Below are 19,084 nucleotides of genomic sequence, written 5' to 3'. Positions count from 1 at the left end.
TGCCCGTTCCCCTCGGCCCCATACCATTTCGGTGCGCGAACGCCACCGAGATGGTATTTCCTCCGGTCGAGTGATCCGGGGCAGAATTTCCAGCGGTTGCCGATAGCTATGGGGGTTTCAGGCTGTGGAGATCAACCTGCTGGGATCGCTTTACCTGACGCAAGGCCGCGAGCGGTACACCATGGCGTCGAAGCGGGCGAGCGTCGTATTGACGCTGCTGGCGCTCTCGCCCGGGACGCCGGTTCTCTTCGACCAGATCGTGGACGAGTTGTGGGCGGACCGGTCGATGACCAACGCGCGCAACGCACTCCAGGCCAACGTCGGTCGGCTGCGTAAATTCCTGAAGATGGTGACGGGCCTGGACGGCGACTCGCTCGTCCGAACTGTGGGCAACGGTTACGTACTCGATGTTTCGGCCAATGTTGTGGACACGTACCGGTTTGTCGAGTTGGCCGACACGGGCGCCGCGCTTGTCCGGCGAAACCCGGTCGAAGCCATCGCGAAGCTCGAATCGGCGCTCGCGCTCTGGCGCGGGCCGGCGCTCCTCGACACGAGCGACGGTCTGCGGTGCCGTGTCCAGGCGGCATACCTGGAGGAGCGCCGGATCACCGCGTACGAGGACCTGACGGCGGCCAGACTGCGGGTCGACGCGGAACGCGTCCCCTTGGCCGAGTTGCGACAGCTGGCCATTGAACACCTGGGTCGCGAGCGGCTCAGCGAACTGCTCATGCTCGCGCTCTACCGTGACGGCCGGCAAGCGGAGGCCCTGGAGGTCTTCCACGGCGCGCGCCGCAGGCTGGCCGACGACCTCGGTCTCGAACCGGGGCGCGGACTGCACCGGGCGTACCAGGCGATCCTGACCCAGGACGATGTCCTCGGGGAGCCGCGTCAGGTCCTGCTCCACGCGGGACACAGATAGGGCGATCCCCGCTCAACGGCTTGTTCCGTCCGATCCCTGTTCACGTGACAGCATTCGGGGCAAGCTTTGTGAAGTCTCCGTGGCGAGATGTGCGGTGGACGTCGTGGGGGCGTCCTGTTAGCGTGTGAATCACCTCGGCATTTTCATGCCGGGATATCGCACGTTGAGCAATCAGGTGCCACGGGGGTTTTGTGAATATAGAGTTGCGCCATGCCAGAATAGTGACCGTCATAGACCAGGCCGGGAGCATATCGAAGGCGGCGTCCGAGTTAAGTGTTCCGCAACCCAGCCTTACCGCACAGTTAAGACGAATTGAAAATGCGGTGGGCGGCAGGCTCTTCGTCCGATCCTCCTCCGGTGTCGTTCCCACCTCGCTGGGTGAACGCCTGATCCCCATGCTCACCGAACTCGTCCAGCGTGCCGACCTGGTCATTGTCGAGGCGGCGGCCCATGCCTCCAAAGTGTTCCGGTTCGGGAACTCGGAATGGACGCCACCGTCCCTGCACAGTGCTCTCCAGTCCTCGCTGCCCTTCACCGAGGTGCAGACCGAGACGCTCAGCCCCGCCGCCGCCGTGGACGCGGTGCGCCGCGGCTGGCTCAGCGCGGCGCTGGTGCCGTGCATATCGCTCGTCGAGCCGGGCGGCGGGGCCGAACTGGGCCTCGACACCGCCGTCATCGTGCGTGAACCGGTCTGGCTCGCCGTGCCCCAGGGTCATCCGCTGTCCGACGAGCCGGCCCTGGAGACCCGCCACCTCGCCTCCCTCAACTGGGTCTGCTACGCCCGCGACCACTGGTTCCACCCCATCGAGAAGCAGCTGTTCACCAGGTTCCCGCGCACGGAACCCGAGGTGCTGCACTACGTGGACGGCCACCACGAGGCGATGAGCTGGGTACGGGACGCCAATGCGGCCGCCCTGACCACCCCCACCGGCGCCACCAGCGACGTGTCCCTGGTGCCGATCTCCGGCACGGAGAGCACCGAGATGGTGATGGTCTGGCGCAGCGGCTCCGTCGGCCGCGCCACCCTGGCCAGACTCGTGAAGACGGTCCGCGGCCACTACTGCGCGTACGCCCGGACGATCCCGCGCTACTGGGCCTGGATGAAGGAGCACCCCGCCGACTTCCCCGAGTTGCTCTGCTACCTCAAAACCGCTTGAGGGCTGTCAGTCGGTCATCAGCCCGCTGTCAGGGGGGTTCGCCAGCATCGTCGGCATGACGACAGCGAACCGCGTGGACGCCGACGGCCGTGCCACGATCAAGGAAATCATCTGCGACATCCTCGAGATCGACGCGGACGAGATGACCGACACCAGCCGCTTCAAGGAGGACCACGAAGCGGACTCGATGGGCGCCATCGAGATCCTCTCCCAGCTCGAGCGCGCCTTCGGGATCGACATCGACCAGGCCGAACTGGCCCGGATGGTCAACCTCGAAGGCGTCGTCACCGTCGTCGGTGAAGCCGTGGCGGCCAAAGCGGCCTCCCACTAGGCATCGGCACCGGACGACGGGAGCGCAAGGTGTACGACAACGATCAGCGGCCGCCGCGCCGAGTGGTGATCACCGGGCTCGGCACGGTCAGCAGCATCGGGCTCGGCGTCACGGCCTTCCTGGACGGACTGCGGTCCGGACGCAGCGGGGTCAAGCCGATCACCGCCTTCGACACGACGGGTTTCGCGCACGCCAACGGGTGCGAGGTGGACGACTTCGACCCGGCCGACTGGATCCGGCGGGTCGACCCCGAGGAGCTGGGGCGGGCCACCCAGTTCTCGGTCGCCGCCGCGCACCTGGCGGTGGCGGACGCGGGCCTGTCCCTGGAGGAACTCAGGGAGCGCCGGGCGCTGGTCTCCGTCGGCACCACCGACGCGGAGTCCCGCGACCTGGACGCCCTCGTGGACATACAGCTCAAGGACGGACCCGAGCACCTGCCGCCCGGCGTGGTGCGCCGGGCGCAGGCGGGCCGGCTGTCCACCGGCATCGTGCGGGAGCTGGGCCTCACCGACGTCGAGGCCCTCACCATCCCCACCGCCTGCGCGGCCGGCAACTACGCCATCGGCAGCGGATTCGACGCCATCCGCGGCGGCGAGGTGGAGGTCGCGCTGTGCGGCGGCGCCGACGCGGTGTGCCGCAAGACGTTCGCCGGGTTCTACCGGCTCGGCACCATCGCGCCCGAGGTGTGCCAGCCGTTCGACAAGGACCGCAAGGGCATCCTCACCGGTGAGGGCGCCGGCATCCTGCTGATGGAGAGCCTCGAATCGGCGCGGGCGCGCGGCGCCCGGATCTATGCCGAGGTGCTCGGGTACGGGCTCAACTGCGACGCCCACCACCCGGTCGCACCCGACCGGGGCAGCCTCGCCCGGTGCATGGAGGTCGCGCACCGCAACGCCGGGGTGAAGCCCGAGGACATCGACTTCATCTCGGCGCACGGCACCGGCACCCGGGCCAACGACGTGACGGAGGCCGGGGCCATCCGGCAGGTCTTCGCCACGCCCCCGCCGACGATCTCCATCAAGTCCATGATCGGCCACTCCATGGGCGCGGCCAGTGCCCTCGCCTCGGCCGCCTGCGCACTGGCCATCACCGAGGGCTTCATCCCGCCCACCATCAACCACCGGGAGACCGACCCGGAGTGCGGCCTGGACTGCGTACCGAACAAGGCGCGGCCCGCCGAACTGAACGTCGTCCAGAACAACGCGCTCGCGTTCGCGGGCAACAACGCCGTGCTGATCCTCGGCCGCTACCGGGAGGCGGAGTGATGTCCCCACTGGTCCTCTCCGCCTGGTCGGCGGTCTCTGCGTACGGGGTCGGCAGCGCGCCCTTCAGCGAAGGGATCAACGCCGGGCGCAGCGCCGTCGGGACGCTGGACCGCACCGTGTACCCCGGCCCCTTCGAGCGTGGCGGTCTTGTCCCGGACTTCACCGCCGCCGAGTACGTCGGCAGGAAGGGCACCCGGACGATGGACCGGGTGACCGCCATCGCCGTCACCGCGGTCGGCCGGCTGCTGGCGTCCTGCGACGCCGAACCGGCCCGGCGGCCCGAGCAGACCGCTCTCGTCCTGGGCACCGGCTCCGGCAGCGTCCAGAGCATCATGGACTTCACCCGCGACTCCCTCGCCGGCGAGCGGCCGTACCACGTCGACCCGGCCCGCTTCCCGAACACCGTGATGAACCGGGCGGCCGGGCAGAGCGCCATCTGGCACGGCATCAAGGGGCCGAACACCACGGTCGCGGGCGGCTGGCTCACCGGGCTGCTCGCCCTGAGCTACGCGGTGCGGCTGCACCGTGGCGGGCACTGTGCCCGGGTGCTGTGCGGCGCCGCCGAGGAGTACTCCACCCAGCGGGCCTGGCTCGAATGGCACGGCCGCACCGCCGAGGAGCGCTCGGCACCGCTCGGCGAGGGCAGCGCGGTGTTCCTCCTGGAGATGCCCGAGGACGCGGCGGCCGCCGGACGGGCACCGCTGGCCCGCATCCGGACGACCTGCTTCCGGGCCTTCGGGGAGCAGGGCGAGGCCCGCGCGGCCCTCGCCGCCTGCGTACGCGACGCCCTGGAGACGACCGGCGTGGCCGCTGGGGACGTCCGCCTGGTGGCCCCGCTCGGGGCCGGCGGCGAACTGGCCGCCCTGGAGGAGGCCGGCGTCACCGACGCGCTCGGCGCGACGGACCCCCGCTGGATCCGCTGCCGCCCCCTGCTCGGCGACACCTCCGCCGCCTCCACCAGTCTGCAACTCGCCGCCGTCCTCGCCGCCGCCGGCGAGTCGGGCCTCGCCCCCGGCGAAGCCGCCCTGGTCACGGGCATCGAACGCGACGGCACCGTCGGCTGCGCCCTGCTCACGGGCGCGTAGCCCTGCCGGGCGGGCGAGGGCGGGTGCCGTCACGGGGCGTTGCCCCGGCGGCTAGGCCGGGCCACCGCCAGGCCCCCCGGCCGGCGCCGCGCCGGGGCGCTGCCCACCGCCATCGCTGGGGCCGGGCGGTGCGCCCGCGTCCGGCGCACGCCATACCCGGGCACGCGCGGCGCCTGGGTGCACGCCCCTCTCGGGGCGGCACCCCACAGCGGCCCCACGCGGGGCCCTGAGCGAGCCGGGCCCGGGGCCGCTGAGGCCCCACGCGGGGCCCGGCAGTCACAGTTCCCGGCAGTCACAGCCAACGAGGAGACATCAGCATGTCCGCAAACGACCGCCCCGTCGCCCTGGTGACCGGAGGCTCCCGGGGGATCGGCCGTCACGTGGTGACCCGGCTCGCCCGGGACGGGTACGACGTGGCGTTCTGCTACCAGTCGAACAAGGAGGCCGCCGAGGCCGTGGCCGAGGAGGCCGGCGCGGACGGGGCACGGGTGTACTCGGCGCAGGTCGACGTGGCCGGGCACGACGCCGTACGCGGCTTCGTACGCGACAGCGAGAAGGCGCTCGGCCCGCTGCGCACGGTCGTCTCCTGCGCCGGCATCGTCCGCGACAACCCGCTGGTGATGCTGTCCGAGGCCGACTGGGACGCGGTGCTGCGGGTCAACCTCGACGGCACGTACAACGTCTGCAAGGCAGCCGTCTTCGCCATGATGAAGCGCCGCACCGGATCGGTGATCACCCTGTCCTCCGTCGCCGGCGTGTACGGAAACGCCACGCAGACGAACTACTCGGCCACCAAGGCCGGGATCATCGGGTTCACCAGGGCGCTGGCCAAGGAGTCCGGCCGCTACGGCATCCGCGCCAACGCCGTCGCCCCCGGCTTCATCGAGACCGACATGCTCTCCGGCCTCGCCGACGACCACGTCGCCAAGATGACCGAACGCATCCCGCTCGGCCGGTTCGGCCGGCCCGAGGAGGTCGCCGATCTGGTCGCCTTCCTGGCCTCGGACCGCGCCTCCTACATCACCGGCCAGGTCCTCGGCGTCGACGGCGGCCTCGTCGTCTGAGCCACCACCCCACGGAGTAAAGAGGGACACCGCCATGCCCAGGAAGAACAAGACGCCACGGTTCTACTTCTCTCTCCGCAGCCCCTACTCCTGGCTCGCGTACCAGGAACTGACGACCCGCCACCCCGAGCTGGTCGACCACCTCCAATGGGTGCCGTTCTTCGAACCGGACCCCGAGAGCGCCGGCCTCCTCGCGGAGCAGGGCGGCACCTTCCCGTACTCCGAGATGTCCCGCGAGAAGAACCGGTACGTCCTCCAGGACGTCGGCCGGCTCACCAAGGCCCGCGGCATCACCGTGACCTGGCCCGTCGACCGCAAACCGGTGTGGGAGGTGCCCCACCTCGGCTACCTCGTCGCCACCCGCGAGGGCCGCGGCCACGACTACATCGCCGCCTGCTACCGGGCCCGCTTCGGCGAGGGCCGCGACATCTGCGACCGCGCCACCATCGCCTCCATCGGCGCCGAACTCGGCCTCGGCCAGCTGCGGCTCGCCGACGCGAGCGACGACCCCGAGCTGCGCGCCGAGGGCGTACGCGCCCTGCTCGACGTGTGCGAGGACGGCGTGTTCGGGGTGCCGTTCTTCGTACACGGCTTCACCCGCTTCTGGGGCCTCGACCGGTTCGACGCCTTCGTCGAGCACCTCCGTTCCAAGGCCCTGCCCGCCGCCTCCGTACCGGAACCGCTCGTCGGCGCGGTCGGCCTCGGCAGGTCGGCCGACGACGGCCACGCGGGCGGCTGCGGCTGACCAGCCGGACCGGTCTGCGCGTCAGCTCGCGGTCAGCCCGCTGTCAGCGCGCTCGTCGACGATCGACGGATGAACTCGATGACCTTCGCTAGGGGATTGGTATGACGACTCACCTCCATACGGCCGGCCTGCCGCTCACCGCCGGGCAGAAGGACATCTGGTTCGACGAGAAGCTGTCCGGCGGCGGCGCCACCTACAACACCGCCATCTACTGGGACATCCGCGGCCCCCTCGACCAGCGGCTCTTCCGCGCCGCGCTGGAACGGCTCGTGGCGGAGTCCGAGTGCCTGCGCCTCCGCTTCACCGAGGTGGACGGCGAGCCCCGGCAGTTCATCGAGGAGCTCACCGGACTGCCGCTGACCGTCACCGACGTCAGCGGCGCCGACGACCCCGTGGCGGCGGCCCGGGAGGCGATCCGCGCCGACCTCCGCGTACCGCTCGTGCCGACGGCCGACCCGTACGTGCCGCTGTTCCGGCTGAGCGTGTTCACCCTCGCCGAGGACCGCACGTTCTTCTGCCTCCTCAACCACCACCTCGTCTCCGACGGTTTCAGCTACGTCATCTACTGGCAGCGGCTGTCCGCCATCTACGAGGCGATGCTCGCCGGCACCTCCCTCGACGAGGGCCGCTTCCCGCCGCTGAGCACCCTGATCGACGCCGAGGCCGCCTACGGCGACTCGCCGCGCGCCGAGCGGGACCGCGCCTACTGGGAGGAGCGATTCGCCGACCGCCCCGAGCCCGTCAGCCTCGCCACCCGCGACGCCGAACCGGCCCAGGCCTTCCGGCGCGAGGAGACCGTCCTGCCGGAGCGGACCGCCGACCGGCTGCGCGGCGTCGCCTGGGACGCCCGGGTCACCTGGCAGACCGTCCTGGTCGCCGCGCTCGGGGCCTACACCCGGCGGATGGCCGGCACCGACGACGTCATCCTCTCCCTGCCCGTGACCGCCCGGGTCGGCGGCACGATGCAGGGAATACCCGGCATGGTCGTCAACTACGTGCCGCTGCGGCTCCCCGTGACGCCCGGCATGACCCGTGGCGACCTGCTCACCGCGACGTACCAGGCCTTCTCCCAGGCACTCAGGCACCAGCGCCACAGGGTCAGCCGCATCCGCCGCGCCATGGGCCTGGCCAGCGACGACCGGCGGCCGTTCGGCCCGTTCATCAACATGATGCCGCAGATCGAGCGGCTGGCCATCGGCCCCTGCGACGCCACCCTGTACAGCCCCTCCACCGGCCTCGTCGACGACCTGGAGTTCACCGTCGCCGACAAGGGCGCCGACGGCATCGGCGTCGACCTCAGCGGCAACGAGTCCCGGTACGAGCAGGCCGAAGTACGCGCCCACCTGCGCCGCTTCACGGACTTCCTCGACCGCTTCGTCACCATGGCCGCCGACGCGCCGCTCGACACCCTCGACCTGCTGGCGCCCGGCGAGGCCGAACTGCTGGACGCCGCCCTGACCGGTCCCGTACGGGCCGAGCCCTACCGGGGCGTCGTCGAGCGCGTACGGGACCACGCCGCCACCCGCCCCGACGCACCGGCCGTCACCGACGACGGCGGCACCCTGACGTACGCGCGGCTCGCCCGCCGCGCCGGCGCCCTGTCCCGCCGCCTCACCGACGGCACCGGGCCGGTGGCCCTGCTCACCGAACCGGGGCGCGACTTCGTCACCGCCGAGCTCGGGGTGCTCGGCTCCGGCCGCGCCTTCCTGCCGCTCGACCCGCGCGCCCCGCTGGCCCGCCTCACCGGCCTGCTCGCCGACAGCGGCGCGACCCGCGTGCTGGCGGACACCACCCACCACGCCCTCGCCCGGCAGGTGGCCGGCGACCTCCCCGTCCTCCTCCTGGACGGTGCCGAGGACCCCGTCGACAACCTCGCCCCCGTCGTGGGCGGGCCGCTGGACCTGGCGTACGTCATCTACACCTCAGGCTCCACGGGCAAGCCCAAGGGCGCCATGGTGCAGCGCGGCGGCATGGTCAACCACCTGCTCGCCAAGGTCGAGGAACTGGGCCTGGACCACACCGACGCGCTCGTCCACAACGCGCCCGTCACCTTCGACGTCACCGTCTGGCAGACCCTGACGACCCTGCTCGTCGGCGGCCGGGTCCGTGCCGTCTCCCGCGACGCCGCCGCCGACCCGGACGCCCTGTTCGGCGTCATCGCGGACGAGCGCCTCACCGTCCTGGAGGTCGTGCCCTCACTGCTGCGCGCCACCCTGGACGCCTGGGACACCACCGGGAACGCGCCCGAACTGCCCGCCCTGCGCTGGATGATCTCCAACGGCGAGGCCCTCCCCGCCGACCTGTGCACCCGCTGGTTCGCCCGCCACCCGCACATCGCGCTGGCCAACGTCTACGGCCCCACCGAGTGCTCCGACGACGTCACCCACGCCTACGCGCGCACCGCCGCCGACGTGCGGGCCGACGACGCCTCCATGCCCATCGGCCGGCCGCTGCGCAACACCCGGCTGTACGTCCTCGGAGACGACCTGCGCCCCGTCCCGCAGGGCGTTCCGGGCGAACTGTTCATCGCGGGCACGGGCGTCGGCCGCGGCTACCTCGGCGACCCCGGCCGGACGGCCACCACCTTCGTACCCGACCCGTTCGCCGCCGACGGCACCCGCATGTACCGCACCGGCGACCAGGTGGCGCTGCTCGCCGACGGGCAACTGCTGTTCACCGGGCGCCGCGACCACCAGGTCAAGATCCGGGGCCAGCGCATCGAGCTGGGCGAGGTCGAGTCCGCCCTCCGCGCGCTGCCGACGGTCTCGGACGCCGTGGCCGCCGCCGTCACCGACCCGGCCGGACACCAGCGACTGGTCGGCTACGTCGTGACCGACACCACCGACGACACCACCGGCACCACACACACCACCGGCAGCGCGGCCGTACGCGAGCGGCTCGCCGAGGTGCTGCCCGAGCACATGGTGCCCTCGCTGCTCCTCGCCCTGCCCGAACTGCCGCTGACCCCGCACGGCAAGGTCGACCGCAAGGCCCTGCCCGCCCCCGACTTCGCCGCCACCCACACGGGCGGCGCGGCGCGCACCGACGCGGAACGGATCCTGTGCGAGGTGCTCGCGGAGGTCCTCGGCCTGCCCCGGATCGGCGTGGACGACAGCTTCTTCGCCCTCGGCGGCGACAGCATCAGCGCCATCCAGGTCGTCAGCCGCGCCCGCAAGGCAGGCCTGAGGGTCACCTCCCGGGACGTCTTCCAGCACCGCACAGCCGCCGCCATCGCCGGCGTCGCCCGGCTGACGGGCCGGCGGGCGGAGACGGTCGTCGAGGACGGCGTCGGCGAGATCCCGCTGACGCCCGTCATCGACCAGTTCCGCGAGGAGGTCTCCCACCTCCCCGCCGCCACCCGCGAATACGCCCAGTACGTGACCGTCTCCGTCCCCGACACCGCCGGCCCCGCCCGCCTGGAGGCCGTCGTCGGCGCCCTCCTCGACCGGCATGACGCGCTGCGCATGCGGCTCACCGCGCCCGTACCGGGCCTGTGGTCCCTGGCGGCGCTCCCGCCCGGCGCCGTGGCCCCCTCCGACGTCCTCAGCACGGTCCAGGTGCCGGCCGGCGCCGACCCGGACACGGTCCTCGCCGAACAGATCGAGGCCGCCCGTACCCGGCTGAGCCCCGAGGCCGCCCGGCTGATGCAGGCCGTCCTCCTCGACGCCGGCGACGCGGCCCCCGGCCGACTGCTCCTGGTCGTCCACCACCTGGCCGTCGACGGGGTGTCCTGGCGCATCCTGCTAGGCGACCTGGACACCGCCTGGCAGGCCGTCACCGCCGGACGGGACATCCGTCTCGACCCGGTCCCCACCTCGTACCGGCGCTGGGCACGCACCCTCACCGAGCAGGCGCACGCCGCCACCCGCGTCGCCGAACTGCCCCTGTGGACCGCCCACTGCGAGGGTGACGCCGTCGAACTCGCCGACCGTCCCCTCGACCCGGTCCGCGACATCCACGGCACCGCCGGCCGGCTGCGGATCGAACTGCCCGCCGACCGGACGGCAGCCGTCCTCACCCGCGTACCCGCCACCTTCCACGCCGAGGTCAACGAGGTCCTCCTCACCGCCCTCACCCTCGCCCTCACCGACCACGACCGCCGCCGCACCGGCCGGTCCGCGACCCGCGCCCTGATCGAACTGGAGGGCCACGGCCGCGAACACCTCGGAGACGACACCGACCTGTCCCGTACGGTCGGCTGGTTCACCAGCGTCTTCCCCGTCGGCCTCGACGTCGGCACACTCGACCGGGCATCCCTGTGGAACGGCGGCGACGCCTGCGGCACCGCGCTCAAGCGGGTCAAGGAGACCCTGCGCGCACTGCCCGACCACGGCTTCGGCCACGGGCTGCTGCGCCACCTCAACCCCCAGACCGCCGGCGTCCTGGCCCGCCGCACCACACCCCGCATCGGCTTCAACTACCTGGGCCGCTTCAGCACCGACGCGGGCGGCGACTGGTCCATGCGGGCCGGCGCCTCCGGCCTCACCGCGGCGCCCGACACCCCGCTGCGGCACGTCCTGGAAGTCGTCTCGATGACCGAGGACCGCCCCGAAGGACCCGTGCTCGTCGCCGAATGGACCTGGGCGGGCGGCCTCCTCGCCGAGGACGACGTCCGGCGCATCGCCGACGACTGGTTCCGCGCCCTCGACGCCCTCGCCACGCACGCCGCCCGGCCCGGCGCGGGCGGCCGCACCCCCTCCGAGTTCCCGCTGGTCACCGTCTCCCAGGCGGAGATCGAGGCGTACGAGAACGACACCGACGGGCTCCAGGACATCCTGCCGCTCTCCCCGCTCCAGCGCGGCCTGCTCTTCCAGGCCCAGTTCGACCGGCACGGCATGGACGCCTACACGCTCCAGGTCGTCATGGACGTCGACGGTCCGCTCGACCGGTCCGCGCTGCGCGCCGCCGTCGCCGCCCTCCTCGACCGCAACCCCGGCCTGCGGGCCGCGTTCCGCGAGCGGGACACCGGCGACCCGGTCCAGCTCGTCCCCGCCGCCGTCGAACTGCCCTGGACCGAGGTCGACCTGACCGGCGTCCCGGCGGCGGACGTCGACGCCGAGGTGAAGCGGCTCACCGACGAGGAGTGGCTGCACCGCTTCGACGTCACCCGCGCCCCGCTGACCCGCTTCACGGTCCACCGGCTCGGCGACGAGCGGCACCGCGTCGTGTGGACCGCGCACCACATCCTGGTCGACGGCTGGTCGCTGTCCGCCGTCCTCGCCGAAGAGCTGGTCACCCTCTGGTCCAACGGCGCCGACCCGTCCGCGCTGCCGCCCGTCGCCCCCGTACAGGCCTACCTGGAGTGGTCCGCCGCCCAGGACAAGGAGGCCGCGCGGGAGGCCTGGCAGAAGGAGCTGGCCGGCATCGACGAGCCGACCCGGCTCGGCCCCGCCGACCGGAGCCGCGTCTGCGTCCTGCCCGCGACCGTCTGCGTCGACCTGCCCCAGCGGCTGACCGACGCCGTGACCGCCTGGGCCCACGCGGGCGGCCTGACCATGAACACCGTCGCGCAGGGCTGCTGGGCCGTCGCCCTCGGGCGGCTCACCGGCCGGCAGGACGTCACGTTCGGCGCCGTGGCCTCCGGACGTCCCGAGGAACTCCCGGACGTCGAGCAGATGGTCGGCGCCTTCATGCACACCCTTCCCGTACGGGTGAGGCTGGACGCGTCGCTGACGCTCGAAGCGATGCTGGCCGACCTCCAGGAACGCCAGCTCCGCCTGGAACGGCACCAGCACCTCGGCCTCGCCGACGTCCAGCAGGGCGCCGGGATCGGCGAACTGTTCGACACGGTCGTCAGCTTCCACAACTACCCCTCCGGCGTGCTCGACCGCATCGGCGAGCGCGTCCCGGGGCTGAGCATGCGCGCCTGGGAGGCCCGGGTCATCGCCGAATACCCGCTCGCCCTCGGGGTGTTCCCCGGCTCGCGGACCGGTGAGCCGATGCGCCTGGAGGCCCAGTACCGGCCCGACATCTTCGGCGCCGACGAGGCCGAGGCGATCCTGAGGCGGTTCACCCGTGTCCTGGAGACCCTCGCCGACGCACCCGGCACCACCCTCGCCACCCTCGACGCGCTCGGCACCGACGAGCGCCGCCTGCTGCTCGACGACTGGTCCGGCGCGGCCGCCACGGCCGCGGCGGCCACCACGCGGGCCACCGACGTCTTCGAGGCACGCGCCGCCGCCGCGCCGCACAAGGAGGCCGTCGTCCTCGGCGCCGAGCAGGTCGGCTACGCGGAGCTCGACGCCCGCGCCAACCGCCTCGCGCGACTCCTCACGGACCGGGGCGTGGGCCCCGAGCAGGTCGTCGCCGTGATGCTGCCACGCACCCCCGAGATGGTCGTGGCCGCCCTCGCGGTCCTCAAGGCGGGCGCCGCGTACCTGCCCGTCGACTCCGCCTACCCCGTCGACCGCATCGCCTACATGCTCGACGACGCCCACCCGGTCGCCCTGCTCACCGACACGGCGACCGCCGGGCGCACGGCAGACCTGGGCGTCGACACCCTGGTCCTCGACGAACCAGGCACCGCCCAGCGGCTCGCCGCACTGCCCGGCACGGACCTCACCGACGCCGACCGGGTGAGCCCGCTGCGGCCCGAGCACCCGGCGTACATCATCTACACCTCCGGCTCCACCGGCCGGCCCAAGGGCGTCGTCGTGGCGCACACCGGCCTGCTGGGCATGGTCGACAGCCTCGTCGAGCGCTTCGGACTCGACAGCGACACCCGCGTGCTCCAGTTCGCGTCCTTCAGCTTCGACGCCTCCGTCTGGGAGTTCATGCTGGCGCTGCTCACCGGCGGCACCCTGGTGATCGCCGACGAGGAGTGCCGTACCCCCGGCGCGCCGCTCGTCGACCTGATCAACCGGGCCCGGATCAACCTCGCCGGACTGCCGCCCGTCGTCGTCGGCGGACTGCCCGAGGGCAGCACCCTGCCCGCCGGCCTGCGGCTGGCCGTGGCCGGCGAGGCCGTCCCCGCCGAGATCGTCGAGCGCTGGTCCGCCCACGTCCGGCTCTACAACGGCTACGGCCCCACCGAAGCCGTCGTCAGCTCCACCGTCAGCGGCCCGCTCACGGGCACCGGACGCCCGCCCATCGGCCGGCCCACCACCGCCCACCGCGTCTACGTCCTGGACCGGCACCTGAGGCCCGCCCCCGTCGGGGTCGTCGGGGAGCTCTACGTCGGCGGCGGCCTCGCCCGTGGCTACCTGGCCCGCCCCGAGCTCACCGCCCAGCGGTTCGTGGCCGACCCGTTCGGCCCCGCCGGGGAGCGCGTGTACCGCACCGGCGACCTGGTGCGCTGGCTGCCTGACGGCGAACTGGACTACGTCGGCCGCGCCGACGACCAGGTCCAGCTGCGCGGCTTCCGCATCGAACTCGGCGAGATCACCTCGGCGCTGCTGGCCCAGAGCGGCATCGACCAGGCCACCGTGATCGTCCGCGAGGACGAGGCGGGCGACCGCCGCCTGGTGGCGTACGTCGTGGCGGCCGACCCCGCCGCGCTGTCCGACTCCTCGCTGGGCGGTACCCTGCGCGAACGGCTCGCCCAGTCGTTGCCCGACTACATGGTGCCCTCGGCGGTCGTCGCCCTGGAGACCATGCCGCTCACCCCGCAGGGCAAGCTCGACCGCAAGGCGCTGCCCGCGCCGGACCTCGCCGGAGCGGCGCGCGGCCGTGGCCCGCGCACGCCCGTCGAGGAGATCCTCTGCGGCCTGTTCGCCGACATTCTCTCCGTCACCCACGTCTCCATCGACGACGACTTCTTCGAGATCGGCGGGCACTCGCTCCTGGCGACCCGGCTGATCAGCCGCGCCCGCACCGCCCTCGGTGTCGAGCTGCCGATCCGCGCCCTGTTCGAAGCGCGGACCGTCAGCGCCCTCGCGGCCGTCGTCGAGGGCGCCGCCCACGCCCGGCCGCCGCTGCGGCCCGCGCCGAAGGAGACCGAACGCCCGCTGTCGTTCACCCAGCAGCGGCAGTGGTTCCTCAACCGGCGCCAGGAGCGCGCCGACGGCACGTACAACACGCCGATGGCCTTCCACCTGACGGGCCGGCTGGACGCCGCCGCCCTCCAGGCCGCCCTGACCGACGTGGCCGAGCGGCACGAGGTGCTGCGGACCGTCATCCCCGACACCGACGGCGTGCCGTCGCTGCGGGTGCTCGACGCACGGACCGGCGGACCGGTGCTCAAGGCCCGCACGGTCACCGAGGGCGGACTGGCCGCCGCGCTGGCCGCCGAGGCCGATCAGGGCTTCGACCTCACCGCCGAACCGCCGCTGCGCGTACGGCTGCTGTCCACCGGCCCCGACGAGTGCGTGCTGCTGCTGGTCTTCCACCACATCGCGTTCGACGGCTGGTCGATCGTGCCGCTGCTCACCGACGTGTCCACCGCCTACCGGGCCCGCTGCGCCGGGCGCGCCCCACGATGGGCGACGCTGCCGGTGCAGTACGGGGACTACGCGGTCTGGCAGCGCGAGCTGCTCGGCCCCGAGGACGATCCGGACAGCGTCGTGGCGGGGCAGCTGGCCTTCTGGCGGGACGCCCTCGCGGGCCTGCCGGAGGAGCTCGCCCTGCCCATGGACTTCCCGCGCCCCACGGTGGCCGGCTCGTCCGGTGACGTGGTGATGTTCGACCTGGAACCCGAACTGCACGGGGCCCTGGTGGAGATCGCCCGGCAGAGCGGGACGACCGAGTTCATCGTCTTCCAGGCGGCCCTGTCGGCGCTGCTGACCCGGCTGGGCGCCGGCACCGACATCCCGCTGGGCGTCTCGGTCAGCGGACGCACCGACGAAGCGCTCGACGACCTCGTCGGGATGTTCATCAACTCCCTGGTCCTGCGCGGCGACACCAGCGGCGACCCCACGTTCCGCGAACTGCTCGACCGGCTCCGGGAGACCGACCTCGCGGCCTACTCCCACCAGGACGTGCCGTTCGACCAGGTCGTCGACGCGCTCAAGCCGGCCCGTTCGCTGTCCAGGCACCCTCTGTTCCAGGTCGTGCTGAGCGTGCAGAGCCAGGGCGACCAGCCGCTGGCGCTGCCCGGCCTCACCGTGAAGCCCGAGTACGTCGGCTCCGACCGGGCCAAGCTCGACCTGGTCATGGAACTGCTGCCGTGGCCCGGCGAGGGCGGCATGCGGGGCCTGTTCAACTTCAGCACCGAGCTGTTCACCCGGGCGACCGCCGAGCGCATGGTCGCGCAGTTCCAGCAGGTGCTGCGCACGGTGGCGGCCGACCCCGACGCCCGGCTCAGCGGCCTGGAGCTGCTGACCGGCGACGAGCGGGAGCGGGTGCTCCACACCTGGAACGACACCGCCCGCGAGCTGCCACCGGTGACGCTGCCCGACCTGTTCGCCGACCGGGCCGCCCGTACCCCGGACGCGCCCGCCGTCGGGACGGGCGCCCACGCCCTGACGTACGCCGAACTCGACGCCCGCTCCCACCGGCTGGCCCGCCACCTGATCGCGTCGGGCGCCGGCCCCGAGCAGGTCGTCGCGGTCGCGGTGCCCCGCCCCGCCGACCGGGCGGTCGCCGTACTGGCGGTGCTCAAGGCGGGCGCGGCGTACGTGCCGCTGGCGGCGGACGAGCCGGCCGGCCGGATCAAGGCCCTGTTCGCCGAGACCCGCCCGGTGTGCGTCCTGACCACGGCGGGCCTCGCCGGCAGGCTCCGCAGCACCGGCGTGACCACCATGGTTCTGGACGGGCCGGAGGTGCGCGCCGGCTCGGCCGGGCCGGTGACCGACGCCGACCGCACGAGCCCGCTGCGGGCCGAGCACGCCGCCTACCTCGTCCGCACCGAGGACGCGGCGGGCCGCCCGCGCGGCACCGTCGTGGAGCACCGGGCGGCCGCCGGCCACCTCGCGTGGGTCCTGGAGACCGGCGAGGCCGCGTCGACGGGTGGCCTGTTCGCCCCGCTGCTCTCCGGTGCCGGGGTGCCGGCCGACGAGCCGCTGCCCCTCGACTGGGCGACGCCCCCGGCGTTCACGCCCGGCCGGGGAGCCTGGAACACCCGGGTGTACGTCCTGGACGAGTGGCTCACCCCCGTACCGCCCGGCGTGGTCGGCGAGTTGTACGTCGGCGGCTCCGGACTCGCCCGCGGCTACGCGGGCCGGCCCGGCGCCACCGCCGAACGGTTCGTGGCCGACCCGTTCGGCCCGGCGGGCGCACGGCTCCACCGGACCGGCGAGCGCGTGAAGTGGGACACGGAGGGCAACCTCCTGGCCCCCGACGCGTCGACCGCACCGGCGCCCACGGACACGCCCTCCGGGACGATGCCGACGCAACTCAGCCCGGCGGAGGGGGTGTTGTGCGGGATCGTGGCGGAGGTGCTGGGTGTGGAGGTGTTCGGTGTCGAGGAGAACTTCTTCGAGGCGCCGGGGGCGAGCATGGACAGCATGAAGTCGCTGCGGCTGGTGAGCCTGGCGCGTAAGGCGGGGCTTCAGGTGAGCATCGCGGACGTCTTCGTCCACCAGACCGTCCGCGCCCTGGCGGCCACGCTCGCGGTGGAGCGACTGAGCCCGGCGGAGGGGGTGTTGTGCGGGATCGTGGCGGAGGTGCTGGGTGTGGAGGTGTTCGGTGTCGAGGAGAACTTCTTCGAGGCGCCGGGGGCGAGCATGGACAGCATGAAGTCGCTGCGGCTGGTGAGCCTGGCGCGTAAGGCGGGGCTTCAGGTGAGCATCGCGGACGTCTTCGTCCACCAGACCGTCCGCGCCCTGGCGGCCACCCTCACGGCGCAGCCGCCGGCCGCCTCGGAACCCGCCGCCACACAGGCACCGGCGCCCACCCCGCGTCACAGCACCCGCGTCATGGCGGACGCCATCGACGAGACCGACCGCCTCGACCACGCCGACCCGTTCGCCCCGGTGCTGTGCATCAAGCCGACCGGCGGCCGCCCGCCCGTCTTCTGCCTGCACAGCGGCGTCGGATTCGCCCTGTCGTACCTGCCGCTCACCCGCCACCTCGGCGAGGAGTACCCGCTGTACGGCATCCAGGCGCCCTGCGTCGTCGCCGACGCGCCGCTGCCCGGCAGCATCGAGGAGATCGCGGCCGACTACATCCGGATGATCAAGGAGGTGCGGCCCGAAGGCCCGTACCACCTGCTCGGCTGGTCCCTCGGCGGCCTGCTCGCCTACGAGATCGCGGTCCAGCTGCGGCTGGCCGGGGACGAGGTCGGCCTGGTCGCCAACCTGGACTCCTACCCGCGCACCGGCGTCACCGACGAGCGGGACGAACAGAGCCTGCTCGCCTGGCTCCTGGAGGGCATCGGACACCACCGGTCGGAGTTCGGCGACCGCGACCTCGTCGCCGGGGACGTCCTCGACGCGCTGCGGCGCGACAACAGCCCGATGGCACGCATGGGGGAGCGGCGCATGACCCGCATGGTGGACCTGATGATCCACCACCAGTCGCTCAACACCCGCTACCGGCCCCGCGACTTCGACGGGACGATGCGGCTGTTCCTCGCCGAGCACTCGGTGTGGGGCGAGGCCGGCACCGGCCAGGTGGAGAACGGCCCCGACAAGGACCGGCTCTGGAAGCCGTACTTCAGTGGTGACCTGCGCGTCCACCGGCTGGCCTGCACCCACGACGACATCCTCGCCCCCGGCCCGCTCGCCGAGCTCGGCCCGGTCGTCGCCGCAGACCTGGACCGGTTCCACCAGGAGCGGGACGGACGTGACGGGTCATGACGACGGCCACGTACACCGAAACCGGCCGCCCGGGCGCCCTGGGCGCGCTGCTCACCGAGGTCCTCGCCGTCACCGGCCGCCGGCTGCACCACCTGGGCCGGGCACCGGGACGCGTGGTCGGCGTGGTGCTCAGCCCGCTCGTGTCGATGGTGATGCTCGGCTACCTCTTCCGGGACGCCATCAGGCTCCCGGCCGACGGGGAGTACGGCGAGTACGTCTTCGCCGGCGGCGCCGTCCAGGTCGCCCTGGCCTGCGTAGGGCCGACCGCCGTCTCGGTCGCCATGGACTTCAAGGGAGGACTGGTCGACCGGTTCCGGTCGCTGCCCATCAGCCGGTCCGCGGTGCTCTTCGGGCACACCCTCGCGGACCTGCTGGTGGGGCTCCTCGGACTGACCGTCGTCACCGGCGCCGGGCTGCTGCTCGGCTGGCGGACCCGCACCGGCGTCCTGCCGACGCTCGCCGCGTTCGGGCTCATCGCGCTCTTCGTGTACGTGATGCTGTGGCTCGGCGTCCTGCTGGCGATGACCCTGCGCAACGTGGAGACCATCAGCGTCGTCACCCCGTTCATCGTCGTGGTCCTGCCCTTCCTGTCCAACGCCTTCCTCGCCCCGCAGTCCATGCCCGCGCCGATCCGCCCCATCGCGGAGTGGAACCCGGTCAGCGCCGTCATCGCGGCCTGCCGCGACCTGTGGGGCAACCCGGCGACGTCCGGGGGCAGCTTCCCCGCCGAGCACCCGGTGGCCGTGGCCGCCGTGACGCTGGGCGCGCTGTTCGCCGTCTGCTCCGCCGTGAGCCTTCGCCGCTACCGCACCGCGGGCTCCTGAACCCGCCGCCTGGAGGAAA

9 protein-coding genes are annotated in these 19,084 nt (G+C 72.9%); all 9 read left to right on the top strand.

Annotation, left to right across the window (positions count from 1 at the left end):
* Nucleotides 1-124 precede the first annotated feature (124 nt).
* The 9 genes from I8N67_RS02750 to I8N67_RS02710 all read left to right on the top strand — a co-directional run bounded on the left by I8N67_RS02750 (nt 125) and on the right by I8N67_RS02710 (nt 19,065).
* Nucleotides 125-919 carry an AfsR/SARP family transcriptional regulator gene (locus tag I8N67_RS02750; RefSeq protein WP_307835129.1) on the top strand — a complete coding sequence of 265 codons (795 nt, stop codon included), beginning with the start codon at nt 125-127 and terminating at the stop codon, nt 917-919.
* 191 nt (nt 920-1,110) lie between these two features.
* A complete protein-coding gene (locus tag I8N67_RS02745) occupies nt 1,111-2,076 on the top strand; it encodes a LysR family transcriptional regulator (protein WP_200300924.1) in 966 nt (321 codons plus the stop codon).
* A 55-nt stretch (nt 2,077-2,131) separates the two neighbouring features.
* Entirely contained in the window at nt 2,132-2,407 is a 276-nt protein-coding gene (locus tag I8N67_RS02740; protein ID WP_200300923.1) for an acyl carrier protein, read from the top strand.
* Between the two features lie 29 nt (nt 2,408-2,436).
* Complete coding sequence (locus I8N67_RS02735; RefSeq protein WP_200300922.1) at nt 2,437-3,672, top strand: beta-ketoacyl-[acyl-carrier-protein] synthase family protein; 1,236 nt, start codon at nt 2,437-2,439, stop codon at nt 3,670-3,672.
* Entirely contained in the window at nt 3,672-4,757 is a 1,086-nt protein-coding gene (locus tag I8N67_RS02730) for a beta-ketoacyl synthase N-terminal-like domain-containing protein (protein WP_200300921.1), read from the top strand. Before I8N67_RS02735 ends, I8N67_RS02730 begins: the two co-directional genes overlap by 1 nt.
* Nucleotides 4,758-5,074: 317 nt before the next feature.
* On the top strand, nt 5,075-5,821 hold the full coding sequence (gene fabG / locus I8N67_RS02725) for a 3-oxoacyl-[acyl-carrier-protein] reductase (RefSeq protein WP_200300920.1): 747 nt from the start codon (nt 5,075-5,077) through the stop codon (nt 5,819-5,821).
* Between the two features lie 34 nt (nt 5,822-5,855).
* The gene (locus I8N67_RS02720) at nt 5,856-6,566 is read left to right on the top strand and encodes a 2-hydroxychromene-2-carboxylate isomerase (protein WP_200300919.1); all 711 of its coding nucleotides are present in this window, start codon (nt 5,856-5,858) and stop codon (nt 6,564-6,566) included.
* A gap of 101 nt (nt 6,567-6,667) precedes the next feature.
* The gene (locus I8N67_RS02715) at nt 6,668-18,241 is read left to right on the top strand and encodes a non-ribosomal peptide synthetase (RefSeq protein ID WP_200300918.1); all 11,574 of its coding nucleotides are present in this window, start codon (nt 6,668-6,670) and stop codon (nt 18,239-18,241) included.
* On the top strand, nt 18,238-19,065 hold the full coding sequence (locus I8N67_RS02710) for an ABC transporter permease (protein WP_200300917.1): 828 nt from the start codon (nt 18,238-18,240) through the stop codon (nt 19,063-19,065). The genes I8N67_RS02715 and I8N67_RS02710 overlap by 4 nt, the downstream gene beginning before the upstream one ends.
* Nucleotides 19,066-19,084: the final 19 nt, after the last annotated feature.

It is taken from the genome of Streptomyces adelaidensis, from assembly GCF_016598475.1.
Classification (GTDB): Bacteria; Actinomycetota; Actinomycetes; order Streptomycetales; family Streptomycetaceae; genus Streptomyces; species Streptomyces adelaidensis.
The sequence above is the reverse complement of the archived record's forward strand: the minus strand, read 5'-3'. Positions and strand labels throughout refer to the sequence as shown.